Source organism: Ruegeria sp. CDSC025, from assembly GCF_059610805.1.
Genome location: NZ_JBXWOJ010000004.1, coordinates 201,692 through 220,472, shown reverse-complemented (window position 1 = coordinate 220,472; position 18,781 = coordinate 201,692). Strand labels below are relative to the sequence as shown.

Genomic DNA, 18,781 nt, shown 5'->3' with positions numbered 1-18,781 from the left:
TGCGCTAACCGGCGAACCAGAGGAACAATTTTGTTACTTGCGCGAATTATTATTATTAACGAGTGAAGTGAGTGTGTTCAACTTGGGCGATTGAGACAAGCTCAAGTGAAGGGGGCAAAACAAAGATACGGGTACAAGGCTTTCGGTTGATCATCTGATCGCGAGCCTTTGGTTTATATAGGACAGCTGCAAGCGGTCTGTGAGTGATCAGTTGGGAGCTGTGGCAATGTTTTGATGCTGCAGGATCCTGTTAGGTGACGATGTACGAGTAATTCTCGACCGGAATTGAGCCGGTGATGAGATAAAGGGGTGAGGTAAATGGTTTCGGGTTTTCATTGCTGGCAAACGCAGATTGTTAGTGAGTTGCGTGCCAATCATCGATTAGTCTTTGGAGACATTGTTGCTTCGTCTTTCTCAGCCGTAGTGGCAATCAATCTTGCGAATGGTGGAACGGTAGCGCAACAGATGGCGCCAGCCATGTTCCCGCTGATGCTCTTGTCCAGCCTGATTGGACTGGCGGTTTTCCCGCTTGCGGGCATGTACCGGCGCCACACACGCTCGACATCACTGCGAGACATTCGTCTGATCCTGCGGGGATCGACAATGTTGGTCCTGTGCCTCATGGCTGCCAGTGCAGTTTTCGAAGTGACCAAGGCTGTACCCTTCGCGGCCTTCATTATTCAGCTTGGCTTGATGATCCTTCTGCTCAGTGCCCTGCGTGTAGTTGCCCGTAGCCGTGAGCTGAATCGCCAGAATGCGCGGTTGATGGCCGAACATCAGGACAAAGTTCCGGTGCTTTTGGTTGGTACAGGTGCAAGTTGTGATCTGTTTGTCAGGTCTTTGCGGAATACGCATTCCAAGTATCAGCCGGTGGGCATTATTGACGATGCGCGCAATACCATGGGGCTGTATTTCCACGATGTTCAGATTATCGGATCTCTTCTGGATGCCGATCGCGTGGTCGAGCGACTTAAAGCCTGGGATCATTTGCCCAGACGCTTGTTCCTGACCGAACCGATCACGCATTTTGAAAGTGATGGCATCCGCAAGCTGACCAGCTGGTGTGAATCCAACGGTATCGCTGTCTCACGCGTGCCGGGTCTTGGGGAAGAAGGCCAGGATGCGGCCAATGGCTGTATTATCAACCCGGAAGAAATTCTCGAGCGGCCACAAAAAGCTGTCGAACGCTCGATGTTGCGCGAGATGTTCCGTGGGCGCCGCGTATTAGTGACCGGTGCAGGTGGTTCGATCGGTAGCGAACTGGCACGTCAGATTGCCTCTTTCGATCCGGCGGAACTGGTGATGATCGACCATTGCGAGTTCAACGCCTATTCCATCGACATGGATTTGTCGCAGAACTTTCCAGATGTTCCCCGGCGGATGTATATCGCAAGCATTCGCAATGCGTCGCGTGTGAATGACATCTTTGAACGTCATCGCCCCGAGCTGGTATTCAATGCCGCAGCGCTGAAGCATGTTCCGATGGTTGAGATGAATCCCTGCGAGGGCGTTTTGACCAATGTGATCGGAACCCGTAACGTCGCGGATGCGGCCCGGAACTATGGTGCCATCGCGATGGTACAGGTTTCCACGGACAAGGCTGTAAACACCACCAATGTGATGGGTGCAACCAAGCGCGTTGCTGAGTTCTACGTTCAGGCGCAGGACCGTGTAACCAACGGAACCGAGGAAGAAACCCGGTTCTTCTCGGTGCGGTTTGGCAATGTTCTGGGGTCGTCGGGCTCGCTGATCCCGCTGTTTCAACGTCAAATCTCGAACGGTGGTCCGCTGACCGTGACTGATCCCCGGATGGAACGGTACTTCATGACCATCCGTGAGGCCGTGCAACTGACTCTGGTTGCGGCCGCAAGCGGGTTGAAAATGGAAAGCAGCCACGGAGAGATTTTCGTTCTGGATATGGGTCGGCCGGTCAAGATCGTGGATTTGGCTGAACGGATGATCCGCCTTGCCGGGCTAAAGCCTTATGAGGATATCGACATCGAATTCATTGGAATTCGTCCAGGCGAAAAGCTGTTCGAGGAATTGTTTGATGCGTCTGAGAAGCGCCACGAATGTGGCATTCCGGGCGTCGGATCCGCGCGGCCCGAGGGCATTCCCGTCGCCCGCCTGCGCGCCATGATCCGGAAACTGGAACAGGCTGCGGCAGAAGGTGACGAACTGGCAGCCAAGCGCCTGCTGAAAGAGCTCGTGCCTGGGTATGGTGCAAATGGCCTGCGTCCGGTTCCGATCTCGGAATTTTCATCCAAGCCCATTTTCAAAAGCGCTGGCACAAACGCAGCAAATGCGGTCAGTCAGTCTGAAGGAGAAAACCCGGAACTGCTGCCCGCTGGCAGCTGATTTAGCATTGTTTTTTCTGGTGTCGGTTATTTTGCCGAATTTGGTTTCTGTGTTTAATATTTCCGCCGAAAGGGCCAACATTTGATGGCGAGGCTTAATATACGCTCGGCTTTTGCGCCGTCAGAAGAACGTGCGCAGGTGGTACGGTTTCTCTGGGCCGGCCTGATAAACACGGCGTTTGGCTATAGCGTGTTTGCCCTTTTGATTTTTGCGGGCATGCATCCGCAGCTTGCGCTTCTGCTTCAGTTTATTTTGGGTGTGATCTGGAATTTTTGTATCCACGCCCGGTTTGTCTTTGGCGTGCAGGGATACCGCCGTTTCCCGCTATATGCGATGTCTTATGTCGTGCTGTATTTTGTGAATGCGCTGCTTTTGCGCGGTTTGATGCAGGTTGGGCTTGATCCCTATCTGGCACAGGCGGTCGCATTAGGGCCCGTTGTCATATTGTCTTACCTCATGATTTCGCGTGCGCTTGGCAGGGGTCAGGCGATGGATCGGAGGGGCTGAGATGAGCGATGCGAGAATATCAAGCTTTAAGGGCACCACCCCGTCAAGTACGCGCATGGGTGCTATGCTTGGGATCGTGACCGCTGGTCTGGGGCTTGTGTTGCTGATTGCCGGTTTGTTCGGCCGCCTGATGACCTATGATCTGCGCCGGGATGAGCTGATGTTCGTCCCTCCGGCGCGTTTGCTCGGAGAGTGGGAGCTTTATTCGGACTTCTTCTACAATCACGTCCCTTATTCGGCGTGGTATTACCTTGGGACCGGCATTCTGTTCGATGAGTTCGGCCTGTTGGGGTCCGCTCGGATCGGCCTGTTTCTGGCCTGGCTTGGATTGATCGCGGCGACTGGCTGGGTAACGCTGCGCTTGTCGGGATCACCGGTTCTCGCTGTCTTTTCAATTATCGGCATTGTGACATGCGAGCTGTTTCTGACCGGTGCCGGTATGGCCGCAACCAACAATCTGTTGCCACTGCCATTTGCGGTCATCGGGCTTGGCCTGTTTTTGATCGAGACGTCAAAGCCCGCGCCGCGATTTTTGACGCTGGTTCTATCGGGCGTCGCATTGTCTATTGCGGCGGGGATGAAGGTCAGTGCGGTACTGTTTATTCCGCCGATTGCTCTTGCCGCATTCTTGTTGCCTGCGGATGTTTCGATGGCACGACGACTGAAAGCCGTGGTCCTGCCGCTGCTGATCGGAGGGCTGATCGGGGCCTTGCCCCTGTTTGCCTTTCTGCTCGCTGATCCGGGCGTCTTTCTGGCGCATGTCTTGGGGTTTCACACCGGACCACATGTCGCCTATTGGGAGGCCAACGCCGCAACAGAACCGGGGCTGGCCCTGAGATTGTCGGGCAAGTTGATGCTGGCCCATTCGGCATGGGTGGCCGGAGTGGGCCTGGTGATGGTTATGGCCATTCTGTCCGTGCTTTGGATTATCCTGCGTGGTGGTGCGCGTGTCGACGAAATGCAGCCCTCGCAACTGCGGCATGGTGGTGTTGTTCTGGCGATCATTATCCTGACTGCCTCAATGGCTTTTGTTCCAACGCCCGGTTTTCCGCAATATTATATCCAGCCTCTGGTCTGTCTGCCTCTGCTGCTCGCGGTTCTGTTTCGTCGGCTTGACCCGCCACGGCGGCACGAGGCAGTGCCTGTGCTTGCGGCAGGTATTGTCTTGATGGTCATCCTGGGACTCCCGCGTATCGGGATGGGCCTGGTCTCGCTGACAGAACCTTCGAAGTTCACCTCGGCCCGTTTTGCCGGTTCCGGTGCTGTCCTTCGGGATGCGGTGGCAGGCAGTGCACTGCCTGATGGTCCGGTCGCGACTTTGCTGCCGATCTATCCGCTTGAGGCGGGCCTGAGCGTTTATCCAGAATTTGCAACGGGGCCATTCGCTTACCGAATTGCACCCTTCACGGACCCGGAACTTGCCGGCAAATACGTGATGGCAGGCGCCGAAGACTTACCGGCTCTGTTTGCAGATAACCCGCCTTCGGCTTTCCTGCTTGGATACGATTCCGTTCTGGAAGCCCCATTGTTGAGCTATGCGCGGGCAAACAACTACCGCCCGGTCGAATTATCAGGTCTGAACAACCGCTACGGCCAAGGTGTGGTATACTTGAAAGCTGCAGGGGCTGAACAATGACCAGTGCCTGCGCGACTCAACCTGCCTATATTTTTCCTGGGCGGGCCCATTCACATGACCATCAATTCTATTGATCGAATAAAGGAAGGATAGACAATGAAAACGGTACTTCTGGCTGGTGGACTAGGCTCGCGTCTGGCCGAAGAAACGGTTTCCATTCCCAAGCCCATGGTTGAAGTGGGCGGGCGTCCGATCATCGCACGCGTGATGGATATCTACAGCCATTTCGGGCATCGTGATTTTGTTGTGGCTGCCGGGTACAAAGCATTGCTGCTGAAGCAGTTCTTTGCCAATTATCACCTGATCGCCAACAATATATCGGTATCGCTGGACACTGGGGAATTGCAACTGGTCCCTTCTGCTCCGGGCGGGTGGAATGTGTCAGTGGTAGACACCGGTGCGCATACCATGACCAGTGGTCGTATCCGTCGGCTCAAGGATTGGCTGACTCCTGATGAGCCGTTCATGTGCACCTATTCGGACGGCGTAGGAAATATCGACATCAATGCACTGATTGATTTCCACAAATCACACGGCAAGCTGGCGACCGTAACTGCGGTTCAGCCCCCGGCGCGGTTTGGTAACATCGAGCTCAAGGGCGACAGGGTTGACGCCTTCACTGAAAAGGTCCGCAATCGCGAAACCTGGATCAATGGCGGCTTCTTCGTCTTCGAGCCGGGCGTCTTGGACTATATGGTTGATGACAATGAGCCGCTGGAACAGACCCCGCTGACCCAGATGGCCCGCGACGGAGAGCTGATGGCCTATCGCCACGATGGGTTTTGGCATCCGATGGACACTCTGCGCGACAGGAATACGCTGGACGGTCTGTGCGAAGGTGAAACGCCGCCCTGGCTTAATTTCAACGAAGGTTCGGGCAAGAGCTACCCTGCTCTGGCGATATGAGGTGAACCGTGAGCGGGCAGGTCAATTCTCAGTTTGATGGCGTTTTTGCCGGCCGCCGTGTTCTTGTGACCGGGCATACCGGATTCAAGGGCGGGTGGATTTGTGCATGGCTGAGGCGTCTGGGGGCAGAGGTGACAGGCTTGTCATTGCCTCCCGAACAGGGGCATTCATTCTTTGATGCCTGTTCTGTTGACGGGCTGACCGACAGCCGGATTGCGGATATCCGCAATCGTCAGGCGGTGCTGGATACACTGTCAGGGGTGGACGCTGAAATTGTGTTCCACATGGCCGCCCAACCCTTGGTGCGCCGGTCTTACAGGGATCCTGCCGAAACCTTTGCGACCAATGTATCTGGAACGGCCCATGTTCTGGATGCCGCTTTGGGGATGCGCTCACTGAAGGCGGTGGTCGTTGTCACCAGTGACAAGTGTTACGACAACAAGGAATGGACCTGGGGTTATCGCGAAAACGATCCGATGGGCGGCAGGGACCCGTATAGCGCCTCGAAAGGCTGTACCGAACTTGTGGCGCAATCTTATGGTCATTCCTTCTTTTCATCAGCGGATGGGCCGCAACTGGCAACAGTCCGGGCCGGGAATGTGTTCGGAGGGGGCGACTGGGGCGAAGATCGGCTTATCCCCGACGTGATCCGCGCATCCGAGGCGGGCGAACCGGTGGTGATCCGCAACCCGCTCAGCGTGCGCCCCTGGCAGCATGTTCTTGAACCGCTGTCGGGCTATCTGGCCTTGGCCGCGCGAATGTATCGGGATGGGCAAAGCTTTGCTGGCGCCTGGAATTTTGGCCCTGATGTGTCGGGGACGGTGGATGTCCGGCAGTTGGCAACCTTGATGCAGGATGCCTGGGGCGAAGAGGCCCCGCAGTTTTCGATGGCGTCGGCGGAACAGACCTCTGCTGCGCCGCATGAGGCAGGTATTCTTCGACTGGACAGCACTAAGGCGCAAACGGGATTGGGTTGGCGTCCGCAACTGACATTGCCCGAAGCCGTTCGCCTGACAGTAGACTGGTACAAGGCCCATGCCGCCGGTGCGGAGATGGGTGGGATCACAAACAATCAGATCGGGTTCTACAGTGACCTGATGTCTTCACGGGATTTCGACCGGGCTCCGGTCGCCGCGCAATAGCGGGTTATTGAGGAGAAAAGAATAATGCGAGTGAATTACGGTCAAACCGTGCATGGCCAGGAAGAGATCGACGCGGTTGTCGAAGTTCTGAAAACGTCCACCCAGATGGGCCCCAAAGTGCGCGAGATGCAGGAAAAAGTGGCTGCTTTGTTTTCCAAACGCCACGGCATCATGGTGAACTCGGGGTCATCGGCGAACTATCTCGCGGTCGAGATTCTGGACTTGCCAAAGGGCAGCGAAGTTATCACTCCGGCCCTGACTTTTGCCACGACGGTTGCTCCGCTTGTCCGTCAGGGCCTGATCCCGACATTTGTGGATGCCGCGGTCGGGACCTATAATATCGACGTAGACGCGATCGAACGCATGATCACGCCAAATACATCTGCCGTCATGATTCCGTCACTTATCGGAAACCTTCCAGATTGGCGCCGTATCCGCGAGCTGGCCGATGCGCATGGCCTGAAGGTGATTGAAGACAGCGCTGACACGCTGGGCGCGACCATCGACGGTACAAGCACGGGCGTCTATTCCGACGTCTCTACCACCAGCTTTTACGGCAGCCACGTCATCAATGGCGCCGGGAATGGCGGCATGTTGTGCGTGAATGACGAAGAGCTTGGCCGCAAGGCGCTTTTGCTGAGGTCCTGGGGGCGGTCGTCCTCGCTGTTTGTGGAATCCGAGGCCATCGAGAACCGGTTCAACGTCAAACTGGACGGGATCGAGTATGATGCCAAATTTCTGTTCGAGGATCTTGGCTATAACGTTGAACCTTCGGAAATCAGCGCGGCATTCGGGTTGGTGCAGCTGAGCAAACTGGACAACAACATCCGAGTGCGCGAAGAGGCCTTCGCTGCTCATCGCGCCTTTTTTGCCCGCTATGAAGACTGGTTCATCCTGCCTGAACAACTGCCGAACTCGCGCACCGGGTGGCTGGCCTTCCCGCTGACATTGCGCGAAGGTGCCCCATTCACGCGGCGCGAGATGCAGATATTCCTTGAGACTTCAGACATCCAAACTCGGCCCGTCTTTACCGGAAACATTCTGCGTCAGCCTGCCATGAAGCAAGTAGAATACCGAGCAGATCCCGCGGGCTATCCCAATTCCGATGCGGTTATGCGCGGGGGTATCCTGCTGGCTTGTCACCATGGTCTGATACAAGCGCAAATCGATTATATGCATGCAAAATTTGAAGAATTTGCATTGAAATTCCAAGGAGCACTGGTCTGATGAACGATCAAAGCATCAATACGTCTGTTCGCACGACCTGCCGGACCTGCCGGTCTACCAACCTTATGCTTGTGCTGCCGATGGGCGATCACCCGCCCGCCAATATGTTCGCACGGCCCGAGCAAAAGGATGTTCCGCAACCGGCTTTCCCGCTGAATACTCAGGCCTGTCTGGATTGTGGCTTGATCCAGGTTGCAGATCAGGTGCCTGCTGATTTCTTTACGGACTATCTTTATGTCCCGTCCGGTGCGGCAACAATGCATACACATTTCGCCGAACTCGCCTCGGTCGCGGTAGAGCGTGCGCAAGGTGGGCTGATCATTGATATCGGTTGTAATGACGGTCTGATGCTGTCCCATGCCAATGATCAGGGCGGGCGCACATTGGGCATCGACCCGGCGGCCAACCTTGCCAAGATTGCCGGCGAACGGGGCGTTCGGGTCCATGTGGACTTTTTCAACCGCGCCACCGCGCAGCAGATTCGTGAAACCGAAGGGCCGGCCAGCGTCATCACGACGACCAATACCTTCAACCATATAGACGATCTGCACGGCTTTACCGAAGGTGTTCTGGACCTGTTGACAGATGACGGCGTCTTCATCATCGAAGTGCCTTGGGGCAAGATGATCCTCGAGACCAACGAGTTCGACAATGTTTATCACGAACATGTCTCTGAACTGAGCCTTCTGTCCGTCGTCAAACTGGGCCAGTCCGTTGGGCTCGATGTAGTGGATGTCACAAAACTGCCGGTTCATGGCGGTTCGATGCGCGTGTTCATGCAACCCGCCGCGCTGAACAAAACCCCGGCGCCGATTGTTGCTGATATGCTGGCTGACGAAGATGCCGCGGGCATGACCAACAAAGAGGCATACGAAGCATTTGCCGAGCGTGTTCACGCGATGCAGGAAAGCCTTGTTTCCATGCTGGCCGAGCTTAAGGCATCTGGCAAAACGATTGCTGGCTACGGTGCGCCCGCTAAGGGTAATACGCTGTTGAACTACTTTGATATCGGCACGGAAACTCTGGATTTTTTGGTTGACCGAAACACGTTGAAACAGGGCCTGTATTCGCCGGGCAAGCTTATTCCTGTATTGGCCCCCGAAGCGGTCATGGAACGCAAACCTGATTACCTGTTGGTTTTGGCCTGGAACTTCTTTGACGAAATCCGCGAGCAGATGGCTGATTTCGAAGCCGCTGGCGGCAAGTTCATCGTGCCTTTGCCAATGCCAGTAGTTATTCCCTGAAGGGAAAACAATGACGCGCGTACTGATCACCGGAGCCAGCGGATTCATCGGCTCTCATCTGGCTCGGGCCTGTTTGGCCCGGGACGATGAGGTCGCTGTGCTTACGCGGCCGGGTTCCTCTCTGGACCGTTTGCAAGGTGTTTCGGGAATCCGCGTTTTCACCGATGGGTATTCGGATGTTGCCGCGATCAAACGCGTCGCGAATGCGTTCCGACCCGAGGTAGTTCTGCATACCGCCGCGCAGACAAAATTTGCCGAGACTGATGACCTGGCAGATCTGAATGCCAGTATTTTGCAAAATCTCTCGACGCTGGTTGCGATCCTGTCGGCTTTGGCCATCTGTGATCAGCCACCCAATGCGTTTGTGCGCACCGGATCCATTGCGGAATATGGCGATATCAAGCTGCCCTATGTCGAAACTTCGCGAGAGAACCCGCGAAATTCCTATGGCGCGTCTCTGGTGGCCGGAACGCAATATATTGAAATGGCTCAGCCCCGGCTGCCGTTCAAGGCTGTTACGGCTCGGTTGGCGCTGACCTATGGTCCCGGACAGTCAGAAGATTTCTTCATACCCCATGCCATTGGCCGCCTATTGCGGAAAGCCCCGGTTTTCCTTCATCGTCCACATGATCGGCGTGATCTGATACATATTGACGACATAGTCGAAGCGCTGCTTTTGATTGTTGACGCGCCGGACAAGGCGGGGTCGGTCATCAATGTTGTCACTGGCGATGCTCCGGATATGGCAGCAGTCGCAGGAGAGTTGCAGGTGTTGACCGGAGCAGCTCCGGATATGGTTTCCTCTGCGCCGCCGAAGGATGACCCGGTATTGTTGGTTTCGGATCCTTCACAGATGGCGGAACGTTATGGCTGGTCGGCAAAAATCGCTTTGCGTGAAGGCCTTGAAAGGACGGTTCAATGGACAAAACAGTCACAACAAGCGGAGATGAACGCGTGACTTTGGTTTCAATCCTGATCCCCGCTTTGAACGAAGAAGATAATGTTCGCACGGCCTATGAACGTGTGACCAAAGTGTTTGACGATCTGCCCTCTTATGAGCCCGAGATCATTTTCACTGACAACCATTCCACGGATCGTACATTTGAAATCCTGTCGGATATTGCTGCTGCTGATCCCCGTGTCCGGGTCATCCGGTTTGCCCGCAATATGGGATATCAGTCATCAGTTCTGACGGCCTATCGATCCGCAAACGGGGCCTGTTCGATCCAACTGGATTGCGACATGCAGGACCCGCCCGAACTGATCCCGCAGATGCTGGATACCTGGCGGCAGGGATATCACGTGGTATACGGCATTCGCCGTAGCCTGCCGGACGGACCCATCGTCGCTGCCGCGCGGCGAGGCTTTTATGCTTTGATCGACATGATCAGCAATGATGATTTGCCGAGAAATGCGGGCGAGTTTCGGCTGACTGACCGGCGTATTCTGGACGAGCTGCGCCGGGTCGATGATCGCTCTCCTTATGTTCGCGGGTTAATCAGTGGGATGGGTTTCCGCCAGATCGGCTTTGAATATGATCGCAATGCGCGCACCGCTGGCGAGTCGAAATTTCCGTTTCGGGCCATGCTGTCGCTTGCTGTCGACGGGTTGATCAACCACTCGCTTCTGCCCTTGCGCCTTGCCTCGATGATCAGTCTGACGGTTGGCGCAGGGACGTTTTTGCTGATGATCGGATATGTGATCGGCAAGCTGTTCTTTGGCCAGAACTGGCCGGGCGGTTTTGCCACGACCACCATCCTGTTGCTGCTGTCGATGACCTTGAATGCGATGTTCCTGGGAATAATGGGCGAATATATTGGGCGGATTTTCCTTCAGTCCAAAGACCTGAACCGGCCCATTGTCGAACAAGAGTTGAACCGTCCAGAAACTCTGGATCTGGTACAGCAAGCTGATCGTGTAAAAAGCGCCGCTGAGTGAAAAATGAAACTGTTATTGGTGCAAGCTGGGTTCGGAGCGGGCGGTGCGGAAAAGATCGCCGCAATGATCGCCGCGCATCGGATCTCGGCCGGGGATGAGGTTCACGTCGCCGGGATGGCGACAGAGGATTCTGGTTCCTACTTCGCCTATCCTGAGTGCGCGCAATTGCACATGATTCAGCCGCTAAAGATTTCGCGGCGACTGACGCAGGCACGGCGCTACTTGCATATTCGCAAGGTCATCCGGGCTGTGCGTCCCGATCTGATCATCTCGTTTCTGACCAAGGTGAATGTGCTGACCATGTTGGCCGCGCGTGGAACCGGGGTGCCTGTCGTGATCTCTGAGCGGAACAATCCGCTGGTTCAAAGCGGAAATCCCATGTGGCTGAAAGCGGTGAACAGGCTTGCGCGGGGGGCATCCGGAATTGTCATGCAGACCGAACGTGCGCGTTTGGATTTGCCTGCGGACCTGATCCCAAAGGCCAGAGTAATCCCCAATCCATGTGCTCCGCTGGGGGGGATCCACATCGGGTCCGGACAGACCCGGCTTGTGGCTGTCGGGCGTTTGGATCGTCAAAAGGGGTTCGATATGCTGCTGCGGGCAATGCCCGAAGTGCTGCGCGACAACCCAGACATCCGGTTGACGATCTTTGGCGAGGGCCCAGAGCGCGACGCGTTGGAACAGCAGATCTCTGCTGCGAATTTATCGGATGTAGTATCATTGCCCGGCGCCAGCCCAAAACCCGGAGACTGGATGCAAGACGCGGATATTCTTGTATTCCCGTCTCGCTTTGAAGGGTTCCCGAATGTAGTTGCCGAGGCCACGGTCACAGGTCTGCCGGTCATATCGTTCGATTGCGCCTATGGGCCACGGGAATTGATCCGCGACAGGGAAAACGGATTGCTTGTTCCGGCCGAGGATGTTGCCGGTCTGACCAAGGCGATTTTCAGCCTGTCAAAGGATGATGCCTTACTGCATAAAATGCGTCAGAATGCGCGCCATAACAGGGAATGGCTGGAACCGCAGCACGTCCTGTCGGACTGGGATTCTTTGATTGCCAATGTGCAAATCGGAGTTGCTGCCAAAGCCGGCACGGCTAAAGGTCTGACAGAACTTCTGTAAGCTGGTCTAAGCTGGTGACCGTGGCATATGCGGTATGCTGGGTACTGGGTGGAATAGGATCATGAACCGCTCCGGGCCGGAGGATTTGAACCGTCCGCCAGCCTCGGGCATTCGGGGTGATAAAATCCTTGGCCGGATTGTCCGCGACATAGACCATTCTGCGCGGGTTTTGCGCGGCCAATTCCATCTCTTCATAGGCGCGGGGATGCGGTTTCCCGTAGCCATCCGGCCAGGCGCCGGTCGGGCGGATATGCGCAATAAAGCGGTCCAGATCCAGCGCGGCGATCTTGTTGCGCTGCATCTTTTCGGGCCCGTCGGTGATCAACCCCATCGGCTGATCTGCGTTTGTCAAAAACCGCTCGGCGTCTTCGCACAGCGAAATGAGGGGCGGGTGTGATCGGTATTTGCTGATCAGGTCCTGTATGAAAGAATCGGTCGCATCAAGGCCGGTCTGCGCGCAAGCCACATTGAATATGCGTCGTCTTTCCCCCGCATTGTACGCGGCCTGACACCGTTGTCCGAACCCTTCAGCGCCGGTTTTTTCGTGGACCCAACCGTTCAGCCAGTTATAGCCGCTAAAGGCAAAATCTCGCTCCAGATACAGGGTGTCGTCCAGATCAAATACCAGCATCAGCCCTGATACACCGCACTGTCATATCGCATCATTTTCACACCATCGCGCCAGTTGTTATTGGCGGTTGACGGTAATTCGGCAACCTCTTCCAAAAGCCACTGTGCGAACTGTGCGCCCGCATGATCGGCCAGAGGGTAGCCACCCCCGAAACGCGCATTGATCTCAAGCACTGCGGGGCCATGTTCTGGGTCATCGATGATCTGAAAACAGGCGACACCGCGCAGATCGGGCAGGGCCTGTGCAATGCCTTCGGCGATGGTTTGCAGATCATTGCGTCGCCTGGTTTCACCCTTTTCAACCTCACCGGCGCGAATTTGAATGCGCAGATGCGGGATCACAGTGCAGAGCTGACCCGAGGCATCTACAAACATGTTGATTGTGTATTCCGGTCCGTTCAGCTTGTCCTGAAAGATCATCGGTTCGGGGAATTCAGAGGGGACATCAGCGAGGGTTTCGAATACATCCAGCCCCCGGCTTGCACTGCCGCCACTTGGCTTTGCAAAGATGGGCCAACTGATGTCCTGTGGCCGCTCTAGCAATTCCTGATGATCCAATGTGCGCGGAACAGGAACCCCGGCTTCGGACAGTTTCTGGATTGTCAGGCGCTTGTCCCGGACAACCTCAATCACGTTCACCGGCGAGACATGGACTCGCGCGCCCAGATTGGCAAAGGCGGGCGCGGCCTGTGCCAGGGGCATCAGTTCCGGGTCGATTGTGGGGATCACCAAGCTGACTCCGTGTTGACGCACAATCTCGAGGATCGAGGTTGCATAGTCGGGGCTGTCACATCGCGGCACGGCGGCGGCGTGATCGGCAAGCGCGCAAGCCGCGCTTTCATCTGGGTTCAGGTCGCAGGCGATGATGGTCAGGTCAACATCCAGACGTTCCGCAGCCGCCCTGAAGCATTGCAGCAGGCCAACACGGCGACCCGCCGACGTAATCAGGATTGCCAGACATTTTCGCGCCATCGGAAACTCACCAATTCATAAACAATTATACGTGCTTAACCTAGCACAGGGTGTCTTGCCCTGTGAACGGGGTAGGGGTGAGTTTGCCTCAATATTGTTTTGAGTTGCGGCAATCCGACAGTGCGAACCCGGCCAGAGATATCCAGCAGTGCGGCTCAATGAAAATCCCGGCTTGGAAACAGCCGCTTTGCCTGATCCCGTGGGTGCATTGCCCTGGCAGGATAGCGGGATTTCTTCGGTGTATCATCAGTGCGGGACCCTTCGGTGCTTAGGACCTCTGGTTGCGGGTGCCCCAATTCGGAAAGCTTATGTGACATGTCCTGAACGTCCTGGGCGATCAGGTGCACGATAATCCCTTCACGCTGCAGATACCCTGTGATCCGCAGCAGGCGCCCGCCCATCACGGCCCGGCGGAAACGCTCATAAACCTTGGGCCAGACCACCACATTGCTGACCCCGGTTTCATCCTCTAGCGTCAGGAAAATTATACCCGACGCCGTGCCCGGCCGCTGACGGGTGATAACCAGACCACAAACGCTGTGCCGCCCCAGGGGCACCTCAAGCAAGGCGACATGTGTGGTCAGCCCTGGCAGAGAGGGGCGCAGCAGTTCCATCGGGTGGGCCCGCAGGGTCAGGCGGGTGGCAACATAATCCTCGACCACCTCTTCGCCCAGCTGCATGGCGGGCAGGTTGACCGGGGGTTCGTGAACCGTTTCCCCGTCAATCGGATCATTGAACAAGGGCAGAGGTTTGGGGCTTTGAATGGCTTTGACCTGCCAGAGTGCATCGCGCCGGGTTAGCCCCATATCGGAAAAAGCGTCTGCCTCGGCCAAGCGCGTCAGTACATCAGGCCGCAGCCCCGCACGCAGCCACAGCGCCTCTGGATCCTGATAGCCATTGCCGCGGGCGGCCTCAATCCAGCCGGCGTCTTCTTCCCTGAACCCCTTGATCTGGCGGAATCCCAGCCGCAGCGCCAGCGCGCCATCGGGGCGGCGTTCCAGTATATTGTCCCACTCGGAATGATTGACGCAGATGGGGCGGATTTCGACCCCATGCTCGCGGGCGTCGCGCACGATCTGAGCGGGCGCGTAAAACCCCATGGGTTGAGAGTTCAAAAGCGCGCAGGCAAAGATCGCCGGGTGATGGCGTTTCAGCCAGGCCGAGACATAGGCAAGCATGGCAAAGGCCGCCGCATGGCTTTCCGGGAACCCGTAATCGGCAAAGCCTTCGATCTGGGAAAAACACTGCTCGGCCACTTTGATGTCATAGCCGTTGCCCAGCATCCCATTGATGAATTTATCCCGGAATGTGCCGATTGTGCCCATTCGCCGGAACGTAGCCAATGAGCGGCGCAGATGGTCGGCCTCTTCCGCCGTGAATCCGGCCCCGACCACGGCAATCTGCATGGCCTGTTCCTGAAACAGGGGGACGCCCAATGTGCGCGCTGTCACCTGTTCCAGTTCCGGGCCAAAGGGTTCGGGGTTTTCCAGCCCATTGCGTCGCCGGATATAGGGCTTCACCATATCCCCTTGAATGGGGCCAGGGCGCACAATAGCAACTTCGATTATCAGGTCATAAAGCTCGCGGGGGCGCATCCGGGGCAGGAAATTCATCTGCGCCCGACTTTCGACCTGAAAGACGCCGATCGCATCCGCCCGGCAGAGCATGTCATATGTGGCGGTGTCGTCCTGAGGCACCTTGGCGATGCTCAGGGTCTGGCCTTCATGCTGTTGCAGCAGGCTAAAGGATTTGCGCAGACAACTGAGCATACCAAGCCCCAGCACATCGACTTTCAGGATGTTCAGAGCATCAATGTCATCTTTGTCCCAGCAGATGACGGTGCGGTTTTCCATTGCGGCATTTTCAATCGGGCAAAGCTCGTCCAGGCGTCCTTTGGTGATCACAAAACCACCAACATGCTGGGACAGATGGCGGGGAAAGCCGATGATTTCGCCAATCAGATGAATGGTTTGCATGAGGCGCCGGTCGCTGAGGTCCAGCCCCAGCTCGCGAATACGGTCCAGATCAACGCCGCCATTGCTCATGCCCCAGATCTGGCTCGACAGCCCAGCGGTTACATCCTGCGACAGCCCCATGACCTTGCCCACCTCGCGAATGGCTGCACGGGTGCGGAAATGGATGACAGTTGCGCAAAGACCAGCACGTTCGCGGCCATATTTCTCGTAAATCCACTGGATCACCTCTTCACGCCGCTCATGCTCGAAATCGACATCAATATCCGGCGGCTCGCCCCGGTATCTGGATACGAACCGTTCAAAGACCATGGCGATCTGGTCGGGGCTGACATCCGTGATGCCCAAGAGGTAACAGAGCACCGAATTGGCCGCGGACCCGCGCCCCTGACACAGAATGCCCTGCGACCGGGCATATTGTACGATGTCATGTACAGTCAGGAAATAAGCGGGAAACTGCAGATCCGCGACCACCGCCAGTTCCTTGCGCATCAGCCCGACCACCGTGTCGGGCGGCCCTTCGGGGTACCGGCGCTGCAACCCTTCGTGTGCCAGACGTTCCAGACGCGTTTGCGGATGTTCCCCGCTTGCAATCTCATCGGGGTATTCATACGAAAGCTCCGCCAGATCAAAGCTGCACCTGTCGGCAATCTCCATCGTGCGCCGCAAGGCGCTGGGGTGATGGCGGAACAGCCGGACCAGATCCTGGCCGGATTTGAGGCGGCGTTCGGCATTGGGCAATGCGCGGGTGCCGATCTGATCAATCGTGATGTTTTTACGCATGCAGGTCAGGATATCGGCCAGTTGCTTGCGGTGGGCGCGGTGCATCAGCACATCCCCGACCGCCACCATGGGGGCGCAGCTTTTCTGCGCCAGTTGGGCGCATTCGGCCAGATAGGCCTGATCGCTGCCGTCATAGCGTGGCACTGCACCCAGAAAAACATGATTGGGAAATCGTCGCCGCACGGTTTGAATATCCGATGCGGCCTCTGACAGGGTGGTCTGGGGCAGGGCGATCAGGATCATGCCCTTGCAGGCCGTCAGCATGTCTTGCGTATAGAGCTCGCAATCGCCCTTATCCGCACGCCGCTTGCCCAACGTCAGCAGGCGGGCCAAGCGTTTGTAGGCTGCCAGATCACAGGGCAACGCCACCCAATCTACCGCACTGTCGCGCAGCAGCAGCCGGCAGCCGGTAATCAGTTTAGGCAGAACAGTGCAGTCCGGTTTCGGAAGCGCCTGCCTGTGGCCAACCTCTTGCCGGGAAGAGGCATCAACACGATGTTCGGATCTGATTTGAAGGGGCTGTTTGGTCTGCCGCTTAAGCTCTCGCAGTGCCGACCATGCGCGCACAACCCCTGCCAATGAATTGTGATCCGTGATGGCTATTGCCGACAATCCCAGCTCGGCGGCGCGCAGGACGAGCTCTTCGGGGTGGGAGGCCCCGGTCAGAAAGGTGAAATTCGTGGTGACACAGAGTTCGGCATAACCCAGCCCCTGTGCATGGGGCTTTGGCATATGGCGGTGCAGGGCGTCTGTCGGGCGGTTTGCTGTGATCATGCGAACTCTCCCTGTACAAACCAGCCCGGATTCTGCGGCGTGTAAAACAGCCAGAGTCTGCGCCCCTGCGTGGTTTCCACTCGCCAGTAATCCCGCAGGCCAGAGCGCCAGCTTTCATCCTGATGCCACCACTCGGGCGCGATGCGTTCGGGGCCCGTGGCATGGCCGGTTGTCAGGGACATACGTCTCCAGCGGAACCGCGCGGGCGGATGCGGGCCGGTTGCCGCAATCGGTTCGGGTGGAAACAGGTAGAGCGGGCGTGGGTTCAGGATGCTCCACCCGCTGGATGGGTTGGAATAGGCGGCGGCCGCGATGATGAAACTGTGTTCGGGAATATGGCTGTCCGCAGGTAGGAAACGCTGTATGTTTTCAAGCCCGACCCGGGTGCCCAGCCGGGTGATCAGGTCATCCAGCCGGCTCTTGCTGTGGTCCGACACATGGCTGATTTGTTGTACTGGCAGCGCTTCAACCCCGGTGGCCTCCAACCGCATTTGATCAATGCCAAAGCCAGCATCTATTTCCCCCAAACCGCGTTCGAACAAAGACAGGATACGCTGAGGATCGCGCAGAGGTCGGGCCAGACGCAGTTCAACCTGCTGGCAGTCCTGGTCCACCCGACGCAATGTCATGCAAAGTTTCCGGGCGCCCATCTCTTGCGCCTTCAGCTTGGCGCAGAGCTGGGCCAACAGCCGTTCGGTCCCAGCCATCACGTCCGACAGTAATCCGATGGGGTCCGGCAGGGTCATGCGCACCGCGTAATGGGGGGGATCGGACAGCGGCGTGATTGCTTCGGGTTGCGCGCCCAGAGCCTGATCCAGCCTGAGCAGCAGACCGGGGCCAAAACGCCGTGTCAGCGGTGCGCGCGGTGCTGCCGCCAATGTACCAATTTTGCGCAGGCCCATGCGCTGTAAGGCGACCGAGGTCTTCTCATCCAGACGCAAGGCCGCCACCGGCAGCGACTTTAGGGCCGTCAGCATATTGCCAGAGGCTGCGACCCCCTCGTCATAACGGGCAAGCGCCCAAGCCGCACCGCGCGTATCCCCCAATCCGATCTGCACCCAGAGCCCTGCGCGCGTAAACCGTCCGCGCATATCAGCCAACATCACCTCTTCGCCGCCAAAGAGATGGGCTGACCCGGTGACGTCAAGCACCAGCCCATCCTCGCCTTCCATCCCCACCCAGGGGCAATAGCGCGTTGCCCAGCGACGCAGGATGTGCAGGAAACGCATATCGGCCTGAGGATCGGCTGTGCAGCTTTGCAAAGCGGGGCAAAAGGCGCGCGCATCCGCATAGGACATGCCCTGATGCAGCCCCTGTTCCGCAGCCTGAGCGTTCAGGCAATAAATACGATTGGCATTCTGTTGTTTGAGCGTCAGGACAAAGGGTCCATTCACCAGGCGTCGACGCAGAACCCGGTCGCTTGCCAAGCGAGGAAACCACAATGAAACGACGCGACGCTGCATTCCATCGAACATGCCAGATACCAATATGTTCTTGATTTGTTCTTTTTATGCTTCCGCTTTTACAGAGTCGAGTCTTTTGGATCAGACGCCGGCAGATAGTGCCACC

General features: G+C 56.9%; 14 protein-coding genes. 10 read left to right on the top strand and 4 right to left on the bottom strand.

Going from position 1 to position 18,781, the window contains the following annotated elements:
- Positions 1–423: 423 nt before the first annotated feature.
- From AC2FH8_RS08630 to AC2FH8_RS08585, 10 genes are all read left to right on the top strand, one after another.
- Positions 424–2,358: a polysaccharide biosynthesis protein gene (locus AC2FH8_RS08630; protein WP_185956665.1), complete on the top strand. Its 1,935-nt coding sequence runs from the start codon at positions 424–426 to the stop codon at positions 2,356–2,358.
- Between the two features lie 84 nt (positions 2,359–2,442).
- Positions 2,443–2,865: a GtrA family protein gene (locus AC2FH8_RS08625; protein ID WP_142636218.1), complete on the top strand. Its 423-nt coding sequence runs from the start codon at positions 2,443–2,445 to the stop codon at positions 2,863–2,865.
- A 1-nt stretch (position 2,866) separates the two neighbouring features.
- On the top strand, positions 2,867–4,501 hold the full coding sequence (locus AC2FH8_RS08620; RefSeq protein WP_496689374.1) for a glycosyltransferase family protein: 1,635 nt from the start codon (positions 2,867–2,869) through the stop codon (positions 4,499–4,501).
- A 96-nt stretch (positions 4,502–4,597) separates the two neighbouring features.
- Complete coding sequence (gene rfbF / locus AC2FH8_RS08615; RefSeq protein WP_142636222.1) at positions 4,598–5,407, top strand: glucose-1-phosphate cytidylyltransferase; 810 nt, start codon at positions 4,598–4,600, stop codon at positions 5,405–5,407.
- Positions 5,408–5,415: 8 nt separating this feature from the next.
- Positions 5,416–6,549, top strand: coding sequence for a CDP-glucose 4,6-dehydratase (gene rfbG / locus AC2FH8_RS08610; RefSeq protein WP_281995076.1), 1,134 nt, complete (start codon positions 5,416–5,418; stop codon positions 6,547–6,549).
- A gap of 24 nt (positions 6,550–6,573) precedes the next feature.
- Entirely contained in the window at positions 6,574–7,776 is a 1,203-nt protein-coding gene (locus tag AC2FH8_RS08605) for a DegT/DnrJ/EryC1/StrS family aminotransferase (protein WP_142636227.1), read from the top strand.
- Complete coding sequence (locus tag AC2FH8_RS08600; protein ID WP_496677139.1) at positions 7,776–9,020, top strand: methyltransferase domain-containing protein; 1,245 nt, start codon at positions 7,776–7,778, stop codon at positions 9,018–9,020. Before AC2FH8_RS08605 ends, AC2FH8_RS08600 begins: the two co-directional genes overlap by 1 nt.
- Before the next feature lie 10 nt (positions 9,021–9,030).
- Positions 9,031–9,978, top strand: coding sequence for an NAD-dependent epimerase/dehydratase family protein (locus tag AC2FH8_RS08595; RefSeq protein ID WP_496689371.1), 948 nt, complete (start codon positions 9,031–9,033; stop codon positions 9,976–9,978).
- Entirely contained in the window at positions 9,939–10,958 is a 1,020-nt protein-coding gene (locus AC2FH8_RS08590) for a glycosyltransferase family 2 protein (RefSeq protein ID WP_496689369.1), read from the top strand. The genes AC2FH8_RS08595 and AC2FH8_RS08590 overlap by 40 nt, the downstream gene beginning before the upstream one ends.
- Before the next feature lie 3 nt (positions 10,959–10,961).
- A complete protein-coding gene (locus tag AC2FH8_RS08585; RefSeq protein ID WP_496689367.1) occupies positions 10,962–12,080 on the top strand; it encodes a glycosyltransferase family 4 protein in 1,119 nt (372 codons plus the stop codon).
- On the opposite strand, the gene AC2FH8_RS08580 is transcribed toward AC2FH8_RS08585, so the two are convergent.
- The 4 genes from AC2FH8_RS08580 to AC2FH8_RS08565 form a co-directional block, all read right to left on the bottom strand.
- Entirely contained in the window at positions 12,055–12,711 is a 657-nt protein-coding gene (locus tag AC2FH8_RS08580; RefSeq protein WP_496689365.1) for an HAD family hydrolase, read from the bottom strand. The two genes, AC2FH8_RS08585 and AC2FH8_RS08580, sit on opposite strands and share 26 nt — an antisense overlap.
- Entirely contained in the window at positions 12,711–13,682 is a 972-nt protein-coding gene (locus tag AC2FH8_RS08575; RefSeq protein ID WP_221929479.1) for an ATP-grasp domain-containing protein, read from the bottom strand. The genes AC2FH8_RS08580 and AC2FH8_RS08575 overlap by 1 nt, the downstream gene beginning before the upstream one ends.
- 155 nt (positions 13,683–13,837) lie before the next feature.
- A complete protein-coding gene (locus AC2FH8_RS08570) occupies positions 13,838–17,212 on the bottom strand; it encodes an error-prone DNA polymerase (protein WP_496689363.1) in 3,375 nt (1,124 codons plus the stop codon).
- Positions 17,209–18,687, bottom strand: coding sequence for a Y-family DNA polymerase (locus AC2FH8_RS08565; RefSeq protein ID WP_496689361.1), 1,479 nt, complete (start codon positions 18,685–18,687; stop codon positions 17,209–17,211). Before AC2FH8_RS08565 ends, AC2FH8_RS08570 begins: the two co-directional genes overlap by 4 nt.
- Between the last annotated feature and the right edge of the window lie 94 nt (positions 18,688–18,781).